Source organism: Haladaptatus marinus, assembly GCF_051194195.1.
On record NZ_JBLZNK010000005.1, the window covers coordinates 296793 to 313860 of the forward strand.

Consider the following 17068-nt stretch of genomic DNA (forward strand, 5'->3'; position numbering starts at 1 on the left):
TTCTGCAACGCAATTCAGAGAACTACCGTTCTCGGCGAAGTTGTCAGGCCGAAAAGGGTACAGTAGTTCACTCTGAGTAGTCGCGACCAGCTTCTTCAACACGGCGGCGCTGTTCAGCGTCAATGTCCGACTGTCGGGCAGATTCAAGCTGCGAATTGATTAGACGGTTCTGTTGTTCTCCCCAGTCGTCCGGCGAATGTGTGTGTGGATGTATTCTACCCAGCGTTTGATGCTGGTGACGCGCTGCTCCCGGTTGCGTTCGTGTTTCGCATTGAGTGTATCACGCGCGTTTGAGTTGCTCATGTTAGATTACGTACTCATTGTTTTTCTCGCACAACCTCCTGACACCGTCGTCAGAACCACTTCACGCTTTACGTTAAGATGAAGCAAACGCTGGTGCTTACCGGTTCGATAACATCGTCTATGAATCGTCGGTGATCTCTTCCGGTGAGCGCGCTCCTGCTTCAATGAGCTCTTTGTCGAACGAGACTAATGCCGTGTCTTGACTCTCGGCACACGCCAAAATAAGACAATCCATGGGATAGATCAACGTCTCTTGATGGCGTTTGTTGGCAGCAAGCATATCGGATGCATCCGGGACGACAATTTCAACTTGAGAGGTAACTCGCCGCTCTAATTCGGCCACACGCCCATGTTTGAGTTGCTTCTTTTTGCCAAGAACACTCCGCAACTCCATTACATTCAGGAGCGAGGTGTAGAAGTTTGCCTCGAGGTTCAAGAAGTCGACTGCAACATCTCCCCGGTTCGGTTCGTCTGTGAGTGCTGCAATAAAAATATTCGTATCGATAAAATACCTCATTCGCGTTCCCGGAGCTCCCGAACCGCAGCAACAGAATCTACGTCCAGCTCGCTTGCCTCGCCAGCAAGCGCGTCACCCAATCGCTCTTTTTCATCGGTGGTCTTCGTCAGATCCGTGAAGTCGCTCGCTAAGATACTCATTACATAGCCATTTGTGTGCCAGGCTAAGAAACCTTCCCCCGTATTTGCGAACCCGACGTGGCTCTCAAACAGTCACGGGGCCTCGGTGTCCCGCTCCGACCACAAACGCGGTGGCCGGTACAACCTCTCCCCCTCCCGCTGGCTTGTAGCCGATAGATGCCGAAACAACTGCCGTACTTACAAGTGGCCGTACGGCGTCAGTCCCGAACTGTGTCAATTCGGGGCGTCCACAACCGCGTTTGTGTTGGCGTTCGTGTTAGATGTGTGTCCCTCTCGGGCGTGATGTGGTCCCGACCACGCTACTCTCCGGCAACCCCGTCTGTGGCCGGACTATCGTCTGTGTCTTTGTTTGTCACCTCACCAGGGAGCTCGATATCGGTTTTCAGGACGAGACGCGTCTCTTGGTAGCTCAATCCGTCCTTGAATCGCTGGCGCTTGATCTTCCCGAGCCGGCCATTCGAGAGTTCGTGCATCGCGTCCATCGTCCGGGGAGCAAGTTCCTGGCTGTACTTCTTGCTCACGCCGGACTCTTTCAGCCGAATCTACTCGGCGGGGTCTGAGGCATCTAAGTAGGAATGTATCTCGCCACTCCCTTTTGATCAGAGTGAGTAGCGACCGGCCTCATCACGCTCACACCACGCTTTCCCCGCGAATTCGTCGGGTTTGCGATTCGGTACCGACGCGAGCATTTCATCGTCATAGCGAGCAAGTCGAGACTCCGCCGAAAGTTCTGAGCGCCTAATATCACTCCTCGAAAATCCTTGGTTAGTATTCAATACTAACACTGACGAGCTTCAAGTGGAGATTCGGCTCGAACACGAAACGCAGTATGACTGGATATCGTTTGTGTCGTTACATTATTTGGATGCTGGTGCCTTGATGAAGTACTTCGGGAGAGTCGCTGGTGAAGACGAGTACAAGTATGGGGCATCGAGTGTCGCCAGTGAATTTCACCGTCGTATATCGACGATGCGCAGAAAGCGTTGATTCGAGCGGTGGATGAGTACCGTGATCACGGAGGCAGTTTGTGAGGAATTACGGTCGTGGGTTTATCGCCTCGAACGTGGGGCGGTTGATCCGAACGAATTGGTGACTACGATTGGCAGCCCAAAATGCTGTCAACGATCTCGGCAATCTTTCCCTTAATACGTTCACATAATATCTTGGGTCTCATCCGGGAATGTATGAGCGACGATCCTACTGATAGTTCATTCGCTACTGACTCACTACACGCCGGTCAAGATCCCGATCCTGTGACTGGGGCACGAGCGCCACCGCTCTATCAAACCACTTCATACGTCTTTGAGGATGCTGAAGATGCAGCAACCCAGTTTGGGCTCGAGAAGCCTGGCTATATTTATTCTCGGTTGATGAACCCGACTCTTGAAACACTCCAAGACCGACTTGCCGCTCTTGAAGGAGGAGTAGGTGGCGTTGCCACCGCATCTGGGATGGCTGCTCTGAATCTCGCAACGTTCCTACTGGCAGAGGCTGGCGATAATATCGTCACGGCCTCCTCATTATATGGAGGCACCTACACGTACTTCACCCATTCAATCGAACGCCGAGGTGTCACAGCCAAATTCGTTGACACACTCGACTATCAGGAATACGACGAAGCCATCGACGACAATACTGCCTACGTCCATCTTGAGACGATCGGGAATCCAGCCCTCGATACACCCGATATCCAGCAAATTTCCGACATCGCTCACGACCACGGCGTTCCCTTACTCGTCGATAATACCTTTGCGACACCCTACCTCTGTCGTCCACTCGAACATGGCGCGGATCTCGTCTGGAACTCGACCACAAAATGGCTTCACGGCTCCGGTACCACCATTGGTGGCGTGATTGTTGATGGTGGCTCGTTCCCTTGGAGCGATTATCCAGAAAAATATAGTGAGATTGCTCAAGATAATCCCGCCTATCACGGTGTCAACTTCGCAGAAACATTCGGCGACGAGGCGTTCACATACGCTGCGATCGCCCGTGGACTTCGTGATCTTGGAAACCAGCAAGCGCCCTTCGACGCTTGGCAAACCCTACAGGGGCTCGAAACACTCCCCCTTCGGATGGACCGTCACTGCGAGAACGCAATGGCAGTCGCCGAATATCTCCAGAACCATGAGGATGTTGCGTGGGTGAACTATCCCGGCCTATCCTCCCACGAAACCCATGATACGGCCACCGAATACCTCGAAGGTGGCTATGGCGGCATGATCACTTTTGGCCTCGCCGACGGATATGATGCTGCGCGAAAAACCGTTGAATCGACAGAGTTGGCGAGTTTGCTCGCTAATGTTGGTGATGCAAAGACACTCATCATTCATCCAGCTAGTACAACCCATCAACAGCTTACAGACGCTGAACAGGCTGCTTCCGGCGTCACTGATGATCTTGTTCGCCTTTCTGTGGGTATTGAAGATCCTGGCCAGATCATTGCTGATCTCGAGAACGCTATTGACGCCGCCACATAGACGGCTCTTGTCGTTCCGATACCGAGCCGATAATCAGAAAGAATCGACAAGTGGTTTAATATCGATGATACACAGAAAGCGTTGATTCAAGCGGTGGATGAGTATCGAGATCCAGCGGCGGTTTGTGAGGAATTGCGGTCGTGGGGCGATCGATCCGAGCGAGTTGGTAATCACGAATCGTGTTTCGAAGCAACGGAGGACTACACGCAATCGACGCGGAGTGTGGCGGCACTCGAGCGAGCGGCTGAGTTGGGGTTGGCGCGGTCGCCTGGTCAGAGTGTGTCGTATGTGGTGGTGGATGATGCGAAGAAATCGCGAGAGCGGGTGCTGTTGGCGAGTGAGGAGTTAGACGAGTATGATGTCGGGTTCTATCGGGAGTTATTGGTTCGTGCCGCGGCGAGTGTGCTGTCGCCACTTGGGTGGCGTGAGAAACGCATTGAGCAATTCCTATCGAGTCATGACGAAATAAGCCTCAAATCGTTCCTCTAACGATTGCAAGCTGAACCGCATCGAGGTCACGCTCGAGGCACCCGGCCTGTAGAGGCTGTATCTGTCGCATACCTTCTCTTCCATGGAAACTCTCAATCGTTTATCGATTTCGGCGGTTGTGCTGATCGTAGAACACGAATCAAGCCAGCCCCGAGCGTAAACAGATGATGGGTAGGTTGTTCAGTGCACATACAACAGATCTCAGATCAGAACTGAGCAGGTGGCCAACCAGTTCTCACCGCTATTATGTCTGGAATTTATGTTATTTTAGAGACATTACTTTGTAGGAGTCTATCGTATGGAGTGCGAGTCGAGTGAGGCAGTACTGTTGGGCACCGCACTAGAGAAGGGAGGACATGAGCCATGGACAAAGACACACACAACAAAACGACTGAAACGGAATTCGAACCGTTGCAGGCAACACGTCGAACCGCGCTTCGCGGGGCGGGTCTCGCCGGCTTACTCGCGATGGGCATCGGCAGCGACAGCGCTCACCAAGACACGCCGAGCCAGACCACGAACAGACCCAGCAACAGACGACGGACAATACCAATGCAGTCCCAGTGACATGGGCGAACTATCCACGCGCCAACTGTCATGCTTCATTTCAGTCAACCGTCGACGATGGCGGGTTCGGACAATTCAATCATATCCGGAGTCTCACCCCCATCGAGGATCAGTTTACCATCGCAACGAATCGTGACACGCTCTACTCATTGGGGGTTTTCGACCTGACCGAGCCAGTCACCATCACGAAATCGGACACCGGTGACCGATACCAGTCGATGAACGTCCAGAATGAGGATCAATATGGGAAGATGTGCGTGTACGATCCAGGCGAGTACACGATAACACAAGATCTCATAGAGACTCGCTATGCTGGCGCCCTGATCCGCACGTTTGTTGACCCTGACGACCCGGCCGATGTAAAGCAAGCCCGAAAATTCCAAGATGGGATCGGCGTAGAGCAAGCATCGACTGGCTCGTTCGAGATTCCCAACTGGGATCAGCAATCATTCAAACAACTCGACGACGCGCTCAACAGGGTCGTGCTCACGATGAACAACCACTCGGGCGCGTATGGTGACGTCGGCCAGGTCGACCCTGTGAAATTTTTCATCGCCAGTCCATCAGGGTGGACCGGCGTTCCGGAGCCGTCAGAAGCATTATTCTTCTTAAAAGTTCCCGCCCAGAATGACGGCGAAACGCCATACAAACTCACCGTTAAGGACGTCCCCGTCGACGGGCTCTGGTCGATCAGCGTCTACAACCGCGAGGGGTACTTCGAGGAGAACAAGTATGATGCCTATTCTATCAACAACGTGACCGCAGAGCGGAACGCTAACGGCAGTGTCACGATCCATATCGATGGTGACCCCGACCAGAAGAACTTCCTCTATACCCCAGAGGGATGGTTCTATTATGTCCGGCTCTACCAACCGCGTAAGCCAATCATCAACGGGAGCTATCAGTTCCCCGAGGACGAACCGGTCGAGTGAGGTAAACGGGCGGATTTCAGCCGTGATTACCGCTGGCAATTGTTTGTTGCACTGTCGACTTGTTTTCCGTCTCATACTGGCGGTCGTGCTAATTACAGAGCGCGTATCCATTACCAATCTTAACATCGATGACCTTCAACCGATCGTCGTATTTTCGATTCGTCTTCGTCGGAAAACACCATGATAGCATATGACCCGGCACCGATAACCGCTCACCGCTCTTAATGAATAATGGTGACTGATATGGCACATGCATCAGATAAACACACCGCAGACTCTGGGGGGACTAAGGCGGACCTGACGAGGATTCGATTTGACGACCTCGAACTCGTTGAGATGACACAGGCAGACACGGACATGCAGGTCGGTGCGAACTTTCCGTTCTCACCAGCGTTTCCGGCATCAACCGGGCTGGAACTGAAAGGCGGACACACTGTCGTCTACTTCGAAATTCCTCCAGGCAAGGAACTGGGAACGCACAAGGATAGCCCCGAGGAACTCGTTATCTGCCTTGACGGTGACGGAATCGAGGCCTGGGTTGGCGACGCGACTGGCACGCTTACGGCGGGCGAGATGGCTGTGATCCCGGCCATGGAACCGCATGGCTTCCGCAATACGGGCGAGGAGACGGCTCGGTTCGTTGGACTCTTCTCCGATAGCACCACGGTACATGAGTTTGAGGAGGATCTGGAACCGCTCGGTGAACGGATTCTCAAGACCTAGTCGGGACCGAGCTCCAAACAAAATATATCTATCTTCCGGTGAAAAATAGTTTGTATCCTCTATTTATCACACCATTCCTACCAGATGATTGGAAGGTGACATCCAAATGTTGATTCGTCGGCACGGAACAAGCCAGCATGTTCTCGACTCTCGTTAGCGGGAGCTGTCGATTACACCGTTGTAATAGAGGGGGGTCGCTCTCGCGATCCCCCTCCATTTCGCAGAAAATGACGCAGAAAAAGACGCACTCCACCGTACCCAACCGATTACTACCACCATGTGTCACCGGCAGTGCGGTGTGAATCTCTTATAGTGGCTTAGTTCGAGCGGGGGTTTTACGAACCCCCGTGATTACAACACTATACTCAGCGCCCTCCGTTCCCTCCCGCGTTAGCTTCGTGTGCTCGCATCCATCCCGCCAGATCAGGATGGGCGAACGTGATCTCGATGTGATGCCCACCGACGCCCATCGCGTCATCGACCGACAACGTTCGTGACTCCTTGTAGGTCACGCCAGGAACGCGCTCGGCCATCTCCTCCATCACCCGATACCCATCGCTCTTGTACGCACAGCCGTAATGCGTCGCAACCTCCCGATAGCCCAATTGTGCGACCATCACGTCATTTGTTTTGGCAACGTTCTTCGCGTGCTCGAGGACATTCAGGTACTTATCCTCGACTTGTTGGCTCTCTGCTCGCTTTTCGCGGAAGTTGACAAGTTCGGTGTTCTGTTCCGAGCGCTGGACTGTCTCGAAGAGCTGCCGTCCTGCATTGGCCGCTTCCGCGGCGAGGTTTGGCGAATCATCGTCGACACTCTCTTCAGTCTCGTAATCCCGTACGAGGTTGATCAGCCGAGACACCGACGCTCTCACACGGGCGTTCTTCTTCTCTGCGTCGGTGAGCTCGTTGATGTCTGACTGTACAGCCTCGGTCGTGTCTTCGAGACTACTAAGCTTCTGTCGGTCCTGGGAACGCTCTTTCGCCGCCTCGGTGCGATAGTCTTCGAGTTCATCGACAACTGCGAGATCGGAACCAGGTCACCAGAGGAACCCAGTGTCTAACTGACCCTGTTGTAATTTCGTTTCCGTTCCATGAGTGATTCTCGATGAGCCGATTCGATTCACCCCAAGACGCCCGACGTTGGCTGAAGGAGAATCAGGATACGCTGGTGAGTATCCTCCGCCACTGCGATGACGAGTTCGCACGGGCCTGTGCCCTCACGGTACTCATGCACTGTGGGATCGATCTCGATATCGAACAAGCCAAACGCGAACTGGAACTCGCCCAGGAGATGATGGGCTGAATTCATCTCCTCCTCGCTATAAGGTTCAACTGACACGACTTGAGCGTCCGGCACTTATTGCAAACTATCACGGCCTCGAAACCGTGACGAATGCGTCAATGACAGCGACGATTGACCACTGGGGTATGATTCATCAGTATCAACTCACCTATACTGGTCAAACGAACAACCAGACTGTGTCCGGAAGCAGAACCGCTCGCTTTGCTAAGACAGGTAGTACTCAAGTCCCGCAACCAGCGTGGACTCAAAACGTTACAACGAATCAAACGGCCACGGGAGAAGACAACCGGTGATCCTTGCTCCAGAACGGGAGTATCGCTGAGTTAGATTCGTACGTGAAGATTGCCCGCAGCCCTTGAACCTGCCGAGACGGCACAGAAACGCACACAGGCCGACCAATTTGCCGTCGACGTCGAGGGCCCCGGACTCACGAAGTCACCAACGAGAGCCACGAGAACCCCGCTTAACACCAATACGTCGTTACACTGGACAACGTGACCGAGGAACTGATGGCCTGCACGTGTCCGCACCACGTCCACCGCGATGCCTTCTGCAAACACATGGCCGCCGTCGAGAACGCGACCGACAGATGGCGATTGGGGGTGGGATAGTGAGTGTGAGCGGATGCATCGCTCCAACTATTCCAGGCCATTCGAACGGGAAGGCTGTTCCAACGCCGTTCACGAACGACGCATACAAAGCGAGCTACGTCCCAGACGGTCGCTGGGTAGTTGAAGGCCATGACGGGGGACGAACCAGAGATGCTGAGTCGGCACTCCCCCGCGGAGATGTTGGCGTCGCGTGGCTTCGCCGTCCAGGCACGGACCCTCATGGAGCGACGCCACCAATTGTCGGTCCGAATCGTGTCTATATCGGCTATACTGAATCATCAACAGACGCTGACAATCCAGACGCCTACCTTGCTGGGTTCGATGCGAAAACTGGCGACCAGCAACTTGCAAAACATCTCGACACTGGTCGAACTGTGGGGCTCGCAGTGGCTGGTGATAGACTGCTCGCTGTAACCCGAAGCCCAGACTACGACCAGACAACCCTGAGGGCTCTCACGCGGAATGGTGTGGTCCAATGGACCGACACGCTTCCGGACGTGACTGGCTCGCCAGCAGTTGTGGACCGAACGTGTTACTTGGCGACGCGAGACGAGGATAACGCGGTGTATGCCTACACGGTGGATGGCACCCAACAGTGGCGAACATCCATCGATGGGAAGTGCTCCACGGCGACCTGTGCGGATCGCGACGGCGTCTACGTCGGGGTATCGGACGGCCGTATTGCGGCACTTGATACGACCACTGGTGAGCGACGGTGGAGCAAACAGATCGCCACACCAGTTGAGTGTTGTCCGGACATTCAGGCCACCCCCGCGGTAGCCGACGGTCACCTGTACGTCCCGGGCATCGCCGAGGAACTCATCGCAGCCGATACTGCCGATGGAACCGTTCTGTGGCGAACAACTGTTGTTGATGAGAACTACGGCAACGCGATCCCCTCGCCAGCAGTCACGGCGGACACTGCGTACGTAAATACGTATCACGGAGGGCTCGTTGCAATCGATATTGCAGACGGGTCGATTCGCTGGCGATCAGCTGAGAATGGGTACAATCAACCCCCCGCTGCCGGTGACGGTGGTGTGGTCGTTCCGCGGGATGATGCCGTTGTTGCCTACGAGACGAGTGACAACCATACGTGGACGATTGAGATCACAGTCTCCAACATCGGGATGGCGGCCTACATCATGGACACAGAAGTCGCGTTGGCACATGGGATGTGCTACATCGGGGTCGCTGATGGCCGGCTCTACGCAATCGGGAGTCGCGAATAATACAAAACGCGAGTGAAACGAGCGGAATCTCGGAAGACGAACGAAGTGAGTCTTCCCGAGCGAACGGGGCCCGCAAGACTGCGTCTCGCGGGGCAGCAGGATGCCGAACGGCCGAGGGCTTTCTGTGAATCTCACTCATAGGTTTGTCTGTGGTGTTGTCGATTGTGTCTGAACTTGCGATGGAAACCACGCTCTGGGGCTTTGCTTTCAGGCGTATCAGTATCGTCCGGTGCTAAGCTGCTGTACTCGCATAATTCACCCGACGACGGTCCCACTGCCTATTCGTCCCACAGTGTTGTAATCCGCTGTTCGATCTCGTCGAGAACGAACGCCAGAACATCGCGATGATCGATGGGCCACGACGCATCCTCGCCAAGCGTTGGAGCAGTGGGTGGTGGATGGAAATGATCTCGCGAATTGTGCGGGTTCCGATGCCGATCCCAGCGACACTCCCAGGCGCTATCGGCGTGTACTTCTCGATAGTGGATTTTGAAGTCGTCGTTCGTGTACCACCGGACAGCAAGCGTCGCCTTATCCACTAACACTGGATAATTCGGCTCGACGAATGTAACACGAAGCTCAAGATGGCCGTTGGCATCCGTGATGACCGCCTGTTCAACTTGCTGTGTGGCGGTGAGCCTGGTCTGTAGAAACTCAAGGATTGGTCGGTCGATGGGCGCAGGACTGCCCCCATCGCCAGTTGGCGGTACCATCGCTATCCTGAAGCTTGTTCGTGGTCGGCGGTACCAGCACGTTGCTGGCGTGCTCGTTCATAGCGTGTTCTCTCTTGGCGAGCACTCGCCCAGTCGCCGAGATCACTGTACACGTCATCAATCGACCGATCGACGGTTGTCTCGACAACGGCAAGTGCATCAACGTCTGCCGGGGTCGCGACATCATACTCGTCTTCGTAACTTTTGATTGTTGTCGTCAATGTACGCACGTGCTGCTGGAGTTCCTCAAGTGAATGACGTGCTGCGAGCTGATTGATGCGTCGCCACTCGAAATAGGCATCATTGCGCTCGTAGGTGGCTGGATGCCCATCATGCTGAGTGACGATCCTGAGATCCGCGAACCAGTTTAGGTATTTCCGAGCAGTTTTCGGATCACAGTTGATTTGATCTGCGATTGCACTCGCCGCAACCGGCTCGCGCGTCTGGAGGATGGTTCCATATATTTGCTGTTCAACGTCGTCGCCGCTGAACGCGTCCTCGAAGGGAGGTGGCCCATCGGTGAGATCTGAATTGGCCATACTAGATGTTCGAGCTAGCAAGATATAGTTCTTACTTCGAGGAACTATTTCCCTTCTACTCGAGATTGCAATTCTTCACGGGTATGCCATAGCAGCATTCCAAACAGCAACTCGTGATGGTGAGAGACCGGTCACTTCGCATGCCACTCGATCTTCATTCGCGCCCTGTATTCAGCACGCCCGTTTAAATCGATCACTGCCAGAGGGTTTCAACAGAGCCACTATTTCTGTAATTGAAGATGATTGAATATCGTGGGTGGGATACGCACTGTGTGTTATTGCCCAGAAAGCGTCTACCCATCTATTAGTTGTCAGAAGCGGTCATTTTGAGACAGCCGAATTCGGCCGCCTTAAGCCTGAAAGCACGATTCGCTCGATAGTTGAACGAGCGCCTGCAGCGCCCATCGAAACCCAAAACATTGTTCTTCGTGGTCTCAACGCTCGACGACGCTTCGTTACTCTTCTCACGGGATCCAATTTCGTTCAACGGATGAATGCTCCGTAATGGACAGTTGTTACGATCATGTTCGGGGAGTTCCTGACGACATGAATCGAAGTATGACACCATACGCTTCGATGGCTGTCCAGATTACAGTAAGTACTCCTGCCATCAGCATAAGACCGTATTCTAGCTGTCCGATACCGGGAGGGAGAACCCATTGACTCGTGGTGTACGCCGAGTCATACACATCACTGACTACCGCTGCGACGCGAGAGAGACTCAAATCCTGTTTCTCTGCATGTGCATTCATACTTGGGTTCCCAATCTCACGCATTGTCAGATCTGCTGGCTCGTCGCCATAGACCGGGCGCTCAATATCGTATGGCTCAAAGAGAATGTGGACAGACCAGACGGTCGTCCCCTCAGGTGTTACGACGAGTGCTCGTTGGTTGTTACTATCGACGATCATCGTGTTTCCGTTCGGTAGTCTATCGGCATCACGAGGCCAGCTCAGGTTAGTGTAGGCCCAGTCCTGTTTCCAGCCATCATTCGTCCGGCGGTATTCAATGACGCGGTCATTTTCGCTATCGGCGACGAGGAGTGTGAGTGGGTTCTGTGAAAGAATGACTGGATTGTGCTGTTCGTTGAGAATACTGTAGTTGTCTTCCTCGCCGAGCGTCCACCTGATCTTCTTCGTCGCTCGATCAACCAGCATCACTCGGTCAAAATTTCGCGGGCTCAGGAGAAACGCAGACCCGTTGTCGACCACATCGATATCATTGAGGTGAGTATACCCACCTATTCCCCCTCCTGCACTTTTGGGGAAGTGTTTACGGAAGTGATATTCCCAGACGATCTTCTTTTCCGAGGTATTGTACACGTAAGCGCGACTGTGCTTGAGGTCTGCAACCGCATAGTCATCTCCGTGGAGATAGTCGACGTCGTGTGTCGCCGGTGGGACGGGAAATCGACGAATCGTCTCGCCAGTTCGCCAATTTATTATGACTGCAAAGTACGACACCTTCTTGGAGAAGATAGGGAGATCTTCGCCACCGCTTCGTGCGACGACCAGGAGTCGGTTCTCACCGAGTGGATCGACGCCGAGATACCGATCGTATTTTTTGTGGACCCATACTGGTTCCTTAGTTTTCGTATTAAAGGCGACGAGCTGGGCCTGTGTTGAGGAGAACTCCTTGCCCTGTGCAGTTACGAACGTGATGTCCTCTGCAGGTATCCTGTCCGGGACTCCTTGGGCACTGGAGACATCCACTACTGGTTTATACGTTACAGTACTCACGATAGCCGGAAACAGTAATAGAAAGATTACAAGAACTACTAGTAGTCTATTTTTTCTTGTTGGCATATCTTCGATGACTGGGATCAGGCCTGTTCGACCACGAATTGTTCTATCTATAGACTATTGAAACTGTCTTAATTGTTGTTGTCTGTTCGATACATTCGGTGTTCAACAGTTTGATAATAAAATCGAGCACCGATTGTTAGTATAGTATACTAACCAGCGTCCGCCGCTGTTTTATCTGAATTACAGACGCTAAAATCCCGTCGTAAACAGTGGTTCCGAATATAGGGTTGATCGTGTACCAAACCACAACAAATCCGCCTCCAGAGGCCGATTATCGACGATATCACGACATCCTTTCCAGCTAACTCAAAAGAGAGATGAGCACCCGCTCGAATCTTTTGCCTCCATCACAATCCCCATGCTATTCAATACCATGTTCGAGAACGTCGGGTTAGGTTGTTTGTCACCATGTTCGTCATACCCGGCAAAACGTGGGTTGCTCGTGGCGCCAACCATCTGACCCCACGTTTCATAATCATGTCGTCACCCACCGAATAACAAGTGTCAACAGTGGTCAGAGTACTCTCGATCTGGTATCTTGCCATTAGCGCCGCCAGCTATCTCTTCCGCGGCAGCACGGCATACCGTCGCTACTAGGGGCGATACGTCGCGCCACTTCCCCCGAGCCGCGCCCGGCGACCACTCGCTGCTCTCCATATGGTTGTGATTACTCTTGCGCTGGCTCCAGTGCTCTCATCGAACGTGATAGTGCCGCTCGCCACGGTCGCGATGATTCCTTCGTTACTCGGGTTTATTCGAGACTGGCTCGTGGTCTCCGGACGAACGTCAGGAAATCTAGAAAGTGAGTCTTGGACGTCGGGGAGGAAGATAACACGAAAAGAGAAGGGTAGACAGTGAAAAGGCGGCGATCCCAAGTATATGCTTGACGTGTCTACTCTCTGGGCACCACATTGTTACACACTCACGTTTTCCGTACGAGTGGACTCCAACTCGAACGGCGCAGTCAGTAGATGGGAGGTTTTATCATCTTTGGTACCATTTTCATCTCCTGTGATTATCGATATCACACTTTTGGAATAGGCCCTCAGACTTTTTTGGTTATACAGAAAGAATGTAATACACCACCAGATGAGACTCATCCGCAAACTCAGACGGATATTCACTACTGAGAGTGATGCTCGGTTCAAATGCCAGCTATGTGGCAAAGCTTCCGACACCGGTGAAGGGGGTCTGCCGCGAGTGCGGTGGCCAAGTCACAGACCAAGAACAGCTGTCATCCGACAAGCGACTAGGTCGTCGATGACACGTGTGTCTGCTGATGGCAGGCAGCTACATGCCAGCCAGTATAAGACAGTGAGAGCGTTACTCTCACCTGCTGTCGGCCAGTTAGTGTACAACTTCGGAAACCAGATTTGAGCCCCCGGATTTATACCAATTTCAGCCAAACGGTGTCGAACAACTCGAATAGACTGCCATTGTCTTCACTCTTATAACTGATTCTGCACCCTTACCCACGACTGTTATTAGCAGGTTGTGTACTGTGATTGGCAGATCCGGAGATCGTCGCCACAGGCCAGACACATGCCCATTTGACTTCACGAATCAGAATCGCTACGGCGCACCGACTGATTGGTGGAAGCTGACTCCCGCGAATCCAGCAGCCATCGGACGAATGTGATCAAAGCCAGTCTATGTTGCGTGTTTCGGTTTCCGCTCCCTACAAGACCCCTTCACGACAATGAGAGACTATGGTAGATTTGATTTCCGTGGGAGGATTACTCCTCGCGTTTTTCCTTGTTGTTATGAATGGAGTGTTCGTGGCCGCAGAATTCGCATTTGTCAAAGTCAGGCCAACCCAAGTGAATACGCTTGTCGAACGGGGCAAGCCTGGAGCGAGTCTAGTACAAGATGTCATTGAGAACTTAGATGATTATCTCGCAGTGAGCCAACTTGGGATTACGCTTTCATCTCTCGGTCTCGGGTGGATCGGCGAACCGGCTGTCGCAGCTCTTATCGAACCCGTTCTCGGGACGTTCGTGCCTGCTGGGACGCTCCACTTGATCGCGTTCGCACTCGGGTTTGGATTCATCACCTTTCTTCACGTGGTGTTCGGTGAACTCGCGCCCAAAACGTTCGCCATCCAAGAGGCCGCACGTATCTCGCTGCTCGTCGCTCCGCTGATGAAATTTTTCTACTATGCATTTCTGCCTGGTCTCATCGTTTTCAACGGCACTGCCAACTACTTTACCCGCCTCGTCGGTGTCTCTCCGGCATCCGAAAGCGAGGAAACCCATTCTGAGGAAGAAATCTTGATGATTCTCACTCGGTCTGAGGAGATGGGTCATATTGATCTTGATGAAGTTGAGATGATCGAGAGCGTCTTCGACCTGGGGGACACGATCGCCCGCGAGGTCATGGTTCCGCGCCCCGACGTGGAAACTGTGGTCGCCTCAATGCCCCTCTCGGAGCTCCGGTCAGTTGCTGCCAATGGCATCTATACGCGGTACCTCGTGCTTGACGAAGATGGGGAGCAACCCGTTGGATTCGTCCACGCTAAAGACATCCTCCGGGCAATCGAAACGGAAGCGGATCGCGACGACTCACTCACTGCTCGTGAACTTGCACGAGAGGCTCTTGTGGTTCCGGAAACGCGACAGATCGATGAAATCCTTGCCGAGTTTCAGACGCACGGGGGCGGTCAGATGGCTGTTGTGATCGACGAATGGGGGGTCTTCGAAGGAATCGTGACCATCGAAGATATACTCGAAGAGATCGTCGGAGATATCCGAGATGAATTCGACACGGCAGCCCAAGAACTGTCAATCGAAACGCAGGAGGATGGAACATATATCGTCGACGGTGGCGTTCCAATACAAGAAGTGAACGACCGGTTGAATGCTCGATTTGAGAGTGAATCCGTCGAGACAATTGGTGGATTCGTCTTCAGCAACTTGGGGCAAGCGCCCGAGGTCGGTGACCAGATCGAACGGGATGGATATATTCTCAGTGTGGCCGCGATTGACGACGCCCGCATCACACGTCTCGAAATCCAGCAGGGTCAGCCGGACCGGAAGACGGACGAAGAGTAGGATGCACAAATCAGTGCCACGGAGTTGAATCTACCCAATAGAACTTCCAGAACGTCTTAAATCATCAGTCAAATTTGATGTGGCAGCCACGTCCTGTCTGTATATTGGTGTAGGATTTATTGGAACGTTTCGGCTCTACTACGAGCACTCTCTGTTTCTCAAATTTGGCTCTGTTCTGACTCTTCATTCATTACTTACGTCTTAGTCCAGTGAATCGTGTTGTTAAAAACGCCGTTTGTACAATACTATTGATGAACGAACTGTCTATTTTACACCTGCTTGTCACTCAGTCCTCGGAGAGGGAGAGAAACACAATGAAACAGAAGAAAGACGACCAGAGTGCCGACAGACAGTCAAAGTCAACTACAGCAAATCACAAACTCACACCGATCTCACGACGTCGGCTGTTGCAGAGAACCGCTCAATTGGGTGTTGGCGGCGTTGCAGCGAGTTCGCTTCTGACCGCGAGTCGTATCGCAAATGCACAAAACGAAACCAGAACTCAGGGTGAGGGGCCACAGACAGGGGCGGTAAGGTTTCGCGTCCGCATTGAGAATGTTTCGTCAGAGACGACCTTACAGCCATCAGAAGGGCAACCGCAGCCAGTTCCACTCTCACCTGGTGGATATGCAGTGTTCATGGGATCGAATCCACTGTTCACACCTGGTGAGCAGGATCGGGATCAAGGAGTAGAGGGAATCGCAGAGGATGGCGATCCAGCCCAACTCGGCGAGTCACTGCCTAACCAAGACGGTGTGACAACTAGCGGTGTCTTCGATACTCCCGTTGACGGGAACGAACCAAGTCCGATTGGCCCGGGACAGGCGTACCAGTTCACCATCCAGGCAATGCCTGGTGAACGCTTCACATTCGCAACGATGTTTGTGCCATCGAATGATCTCTTTTTCAGTCCCGACAAATCGGGAATTGCTCTCTTTGATGGCACAGGCCATCCAATTCAAGGAAATGTTACGACGCAGATCTTACTCTGGGACGCAGGAACGGAGCAAAACCAGGCGCCAGGTGTCGGGCCTGATCAGGTCGAACGACAATCATCGCCCAACACGGGGCCAGAGGAAACCCAACCAGTTCAATTAGTGAGTGCAACGAATGATGGCTATCAGTATCCAGCCGTGAGTCAAGTTATTAATGTGACTGTCGTTCCGCAGACGGCAATGAATCAGGATGGACAGATGGCTAATGGACAGGGAAACGAGACGGGGATGGGAAACCAGTCGGGAATGGAGACCGAAACGCCAGGCGGTGGCGGTAGCAATTGATCCAGTGCCTGAACTGACCTACGACTTCGGCTACGACTCTATCGAGGGATTTGTCGCCGTCGGGATGGCATTCGAAAATACGGGTGTTGCGGCGTATGCGGGCGTGGCGCCCACGATTTCGAGTGATGAACTACTGGCGGCAGCGTTGAGCATTCATAGTGTTGAGGCACGCCACGCAGCGTATCTCAATTTAACAAATCGAAAAATCCAATTCCCAGATGCATTCGACCCAGCGTTGTCAATGGATGATGTCTTAGAGATTGCCGGACAGTTCATCGTCTCGAACGAATAGGTTCTCGACCCATCGTTTTGTTCGGAGAAGAGTGTAGTGGATTGTAGAGATGGGGGTACTTAGTGTGGGTAAACAGCTATTCGTGATGATCC

At 53.1% G+C, this 17068-nt stretch carries 19 protein-coding genes; 10 read left to right on the plus strand and 9 right to left on the minus strand.

Features of this window, described 5'->3' with window-relative positions; translation table 11 throughout:
- Nucleotides 1-67: 67 nt before the first annotated feature.
- The 5 genes from ACN2TU_RS26975 to ACN2TU_RS18800 all read right to left on the minus strand — a co-directional run bounded on the left by ACN2TU_RS26975 (nucleotide 68) and on the right by ACN2TU_RS18800 (nucleotide 1502).
- Complete coding sequence (locus ACN2TU_RS26975) at nucleotides 68-223, minus strand: DUF8150 family protein (RefSeq protein ID WP_472850213.1); 156 nt, start codon at nucleotides 221-223, stop codon at nucleotides 68-70.
- Nucleotides 160-303 (minus strand): DUF8150 family protein, encoded by a 144-nt coding sequence (locus ACN2TU_RS18785; protein ID WP_435157494.1) that lies wholly within the window; start codon nucleotides 301-303, stop codon nucleotides 160-162. Before ACN2TU_RS18785 ends, ACN2TU_RS26975 begins: the two co-directional genes overlap by 64 nt.
- 118 nt (nucleotides 304-421) lie before the next feature.
- Nucleotides 422-820 (minus strand): type II toxin-antitoxin system VapC family toxin, encoded by a 399-nt coding sequence (locus tag ACN2TU_RS18790; RefSeq protein WP_435157495.1) that lies wholly within the window; start codon nucleotides 818-820, stop codon nucleotides 422-424.
- Nucleotides 817-960, minus strand: a complete 144-nt coding sequence (locus ACN2TU_RS18795) for a hypothetical protein (RefSeq protein ID WP_175609756.1) — start codon at nucleotides 958-960, stop codon at nucleotides 817-819. The genes ACN2TU_RS18790 and ACN2TU_RS18795 overlap by 4 nt, the downstream gene beginning before the upstream one ends.
- Nucleotides 961-1259: 299 nt before the next feature.
- Nucleotides 1260-1502 carry a DUF8008 family protein gene (locus ACN2TU_RS18800; RefSeq protein ID WP_472850214.1) on the minus strand — a complete coding sequence of 81 codons (243 nt, stop codon included), beginning with the start codon at nucleotides 1500-1502 and terminating at the stop codon, nucleotides 1260-1262.
- Between the two features lie 642 nt (nucleotides 1503-2144).
- On the opposite strand from ACN2TU_RS18800, the gene ACN2TU_RS18805 reads away from it, so the two are divergent.
- From ACN2TU_RS18805 to ACN2TU_RS18825, 5 genes are all read left to right on the plus strand, one after another.
- A complete protein-coding gene (locus tag ACN2TU_RS18805) occupies nucleotides 2145-3440 on the plus strand; it encodes an O-acetylhomoserine aminocarboxypropyltransferase/cysteine synthase family protein (protein ID WP_435157498.1) in 1296 nt (431 codons plus the stop codon).
- 93 nt (nucleotides 3441-3533) lie between these two features.
- A complete protein-coding gene (locus ACN2TU_RS18810; protein WP_435157499.1) occupies nucleotides 3534-3929 on the plus strand; it encodes a hypothetical protein in 396 nt (131 codons plus the stop codon).
- Nucleotides 3930-4292: 363 nt separating this feature from the next.
- Nucleotides 4293-4496 carry a hypothetical protein gene (locus tag ACN2TU_RS18815; RefSeq protein WP_435157500.1) on the plus strand — a complete coding sequence of 68 codons (204 nt, stop codon included), beginning with the start codon at nucleotides 4293-4295 and terminating at the stop codon, nucleotides 4494-4496.
- Complete coding sequence (locus tag ACN2TU_RS18820) at nucleotides 4493-5428, plus strand: DUF1214 domain-containing protein (RefSeq protein ID WP_435157501.1); 936 nt, start codon at nucleotides 4493-4495, stop codon at nucleotides 5426-5428. The genes ACN2TU_RS18815 and ACN2TU_RS18820 overlap by 4 nt, the downstream gene beginning before the upstream one ends.
- Before the next feature lie 243 nt (nucleotides 5429-5671).
- The gene (locus ACN2TU_RS18825) at nucleotides 5672-6151 is read left to right on the plus strand and encodes a cupin domain-containing protein (protein ID WP_435157503.1); all 480 of its coding nucleotides are present in this window, start codon (nucleotides 5672-5674) and stop codon (nucleotides 6149-6151) included.
- Between the two features lie 365 nt (nucleotides 6152-6516).
- Here the strand turns inward: ACN2TU_RS18825 and ACN2TU_RS18830 are convergent, their stop codons facing one another.
- Complete coding sequence (locus ACN2TU_RS18830) at nucleotides 6517-7011, minus strand: hypothetical protein (protein WP_435157505.1); 495 nt, start codon at nucleotides 7009-7011, stop codon at nucleotides 6517-6519.
- A gap of 245 nt (nucleotides 7012-7256) precedes the next feature.
- Between ACN2TU_RS18830 and ACN2TU_RS18835 the strand changes: the two genes are divergently transcribed.
- On the plus strand, nucleotides 7257-7454 hold the full coding sequence (locus ACN2TU_RS18835) for a hypothetical protein (RefSeq protein WP_435157506.1): 198 nt from the start codon (nucleotides 7257-7259) through the stop codon (nucleotides 7452-7454).
- A gap of 616 nt (nucleotides 7455-8070) precedes the next feature.
- The gene (locus tag ACN2TU_RS18840) at nucleotides 8071-9297 is read left to right on the plus strand and encodes a PQQ-binding-like beta-propeller repeat protein (protein ID WP_435157507.1); all 1227 of its coding nucleotides are present in this window, start codon (nucleotides 8071-8073) and stop codon (nucleotides 9295-9297) included.
- A gap of 278 nt (nucleotides 9298-9575) precedes the next feature.
- Here ACN2TU_RS18840 and ACN2TU_RS18845 read toward each other — a convergent pair whose 3' ends face one another.
- The 3 genes from ACN2TU_RS18845 to ACN2TU_RS18855 all read right to left on the minus strand — a co-directional run bounded on the left by ACN2TU_RS18845 (nucleotide 9576) and on the right by ACN2TU_RS18855 (nucleotide 12261).
- Nucleotides 9576-10010: a toxin-antitoxin system TumE family protein gene (locus ACN2TU_RS18845; RefSeq protein WP_435157509.1), complete on the minus strand. Its 435-nt coding sequence runs from the start codon at nucleotides 10008-10010 to the stop codon at nucleotides 9576-9578.
- 2 nt (nucleotides 10011-10012) lie between these two features.
- The gene (locus tag ACN2TU_RS18850; RefSeq protein ID WP_435157510.1) at nucleotides 10013-10549 is read right to left on the minus strand and encodes a DUF7342 family protein; all 537 of its coding nucleotides are present in this window, start codon (nucleotides 10547-10549) and stop codon (nucleotides 10013-10015) included.
- Between the two features lie 521 nt (nucleotides 10550-11070).
- The gene (locus tag ACN2TU_RS18855; protein WP_435157511.1) at nucleotides 11071-12261 is read right to left on the minus strand and encodes an aryl-sulfate sulfotransferase; all 1191 of its coding nucleotides are present in this window, start codon (nucleotides 12259-12261) and stop codon (nucleotides 11071-11073) included.
- A 1802-nt stretch (nucleotides 12262-14063) separates the two neighbouring features.
- Here ACN2TU_RS18855 and ACN2TU_RS18860 point away from each other — a divergent pair.
- The 3 genes from ACN2TU_RS18860 to ACN2TU_RS18870 all read left to right on the plus strand — a co-directional run bounded on the left by ACN2TU_RS18860 (nucleotide 14064) and on the right by ACN2TU_RS18870 (nucleotide 16976).
- Nucleotides 14064-15404: a hemolysin family protein gene (locus tag ACN2TU_RS18860; protein WP_435157513.1), complete on the plus strand. Its 1341-nt coding sequence runs from the start codon at nucleotides 14064-14066 to the stop codon at nucleotides 15402-15404.
- A gap of 314 nt (nucleotides 15405-15718) precedes the next feature.
- A complete protein-coding gene (locus ACN2TU_RS18865) occupies nucleotides 15719-16684 on the plus strand; it encodes a spondin domain-containing protein (protein ID WP_435157514.1) in 966 nt (321 codons plus the stop codon).
- Nucleotides 16668-16976, plus strand: coding sequence for a ferritin-like domain-containing protein (locus tag ACN2TU_RS18870; RefSeq protein WP_435157515.1), 309 nt, complete (start codon nucleotides 16668-16670; stop codon nucleotides 16974-16976). The genes ACN2TU_RS18865 and ACN2TU_RS18870 overlap by 17 nt, the downstream gene beginning before the upstream one ends.
- Nucleotides 16977-17068: the final 92 nt, after the last annotated feature.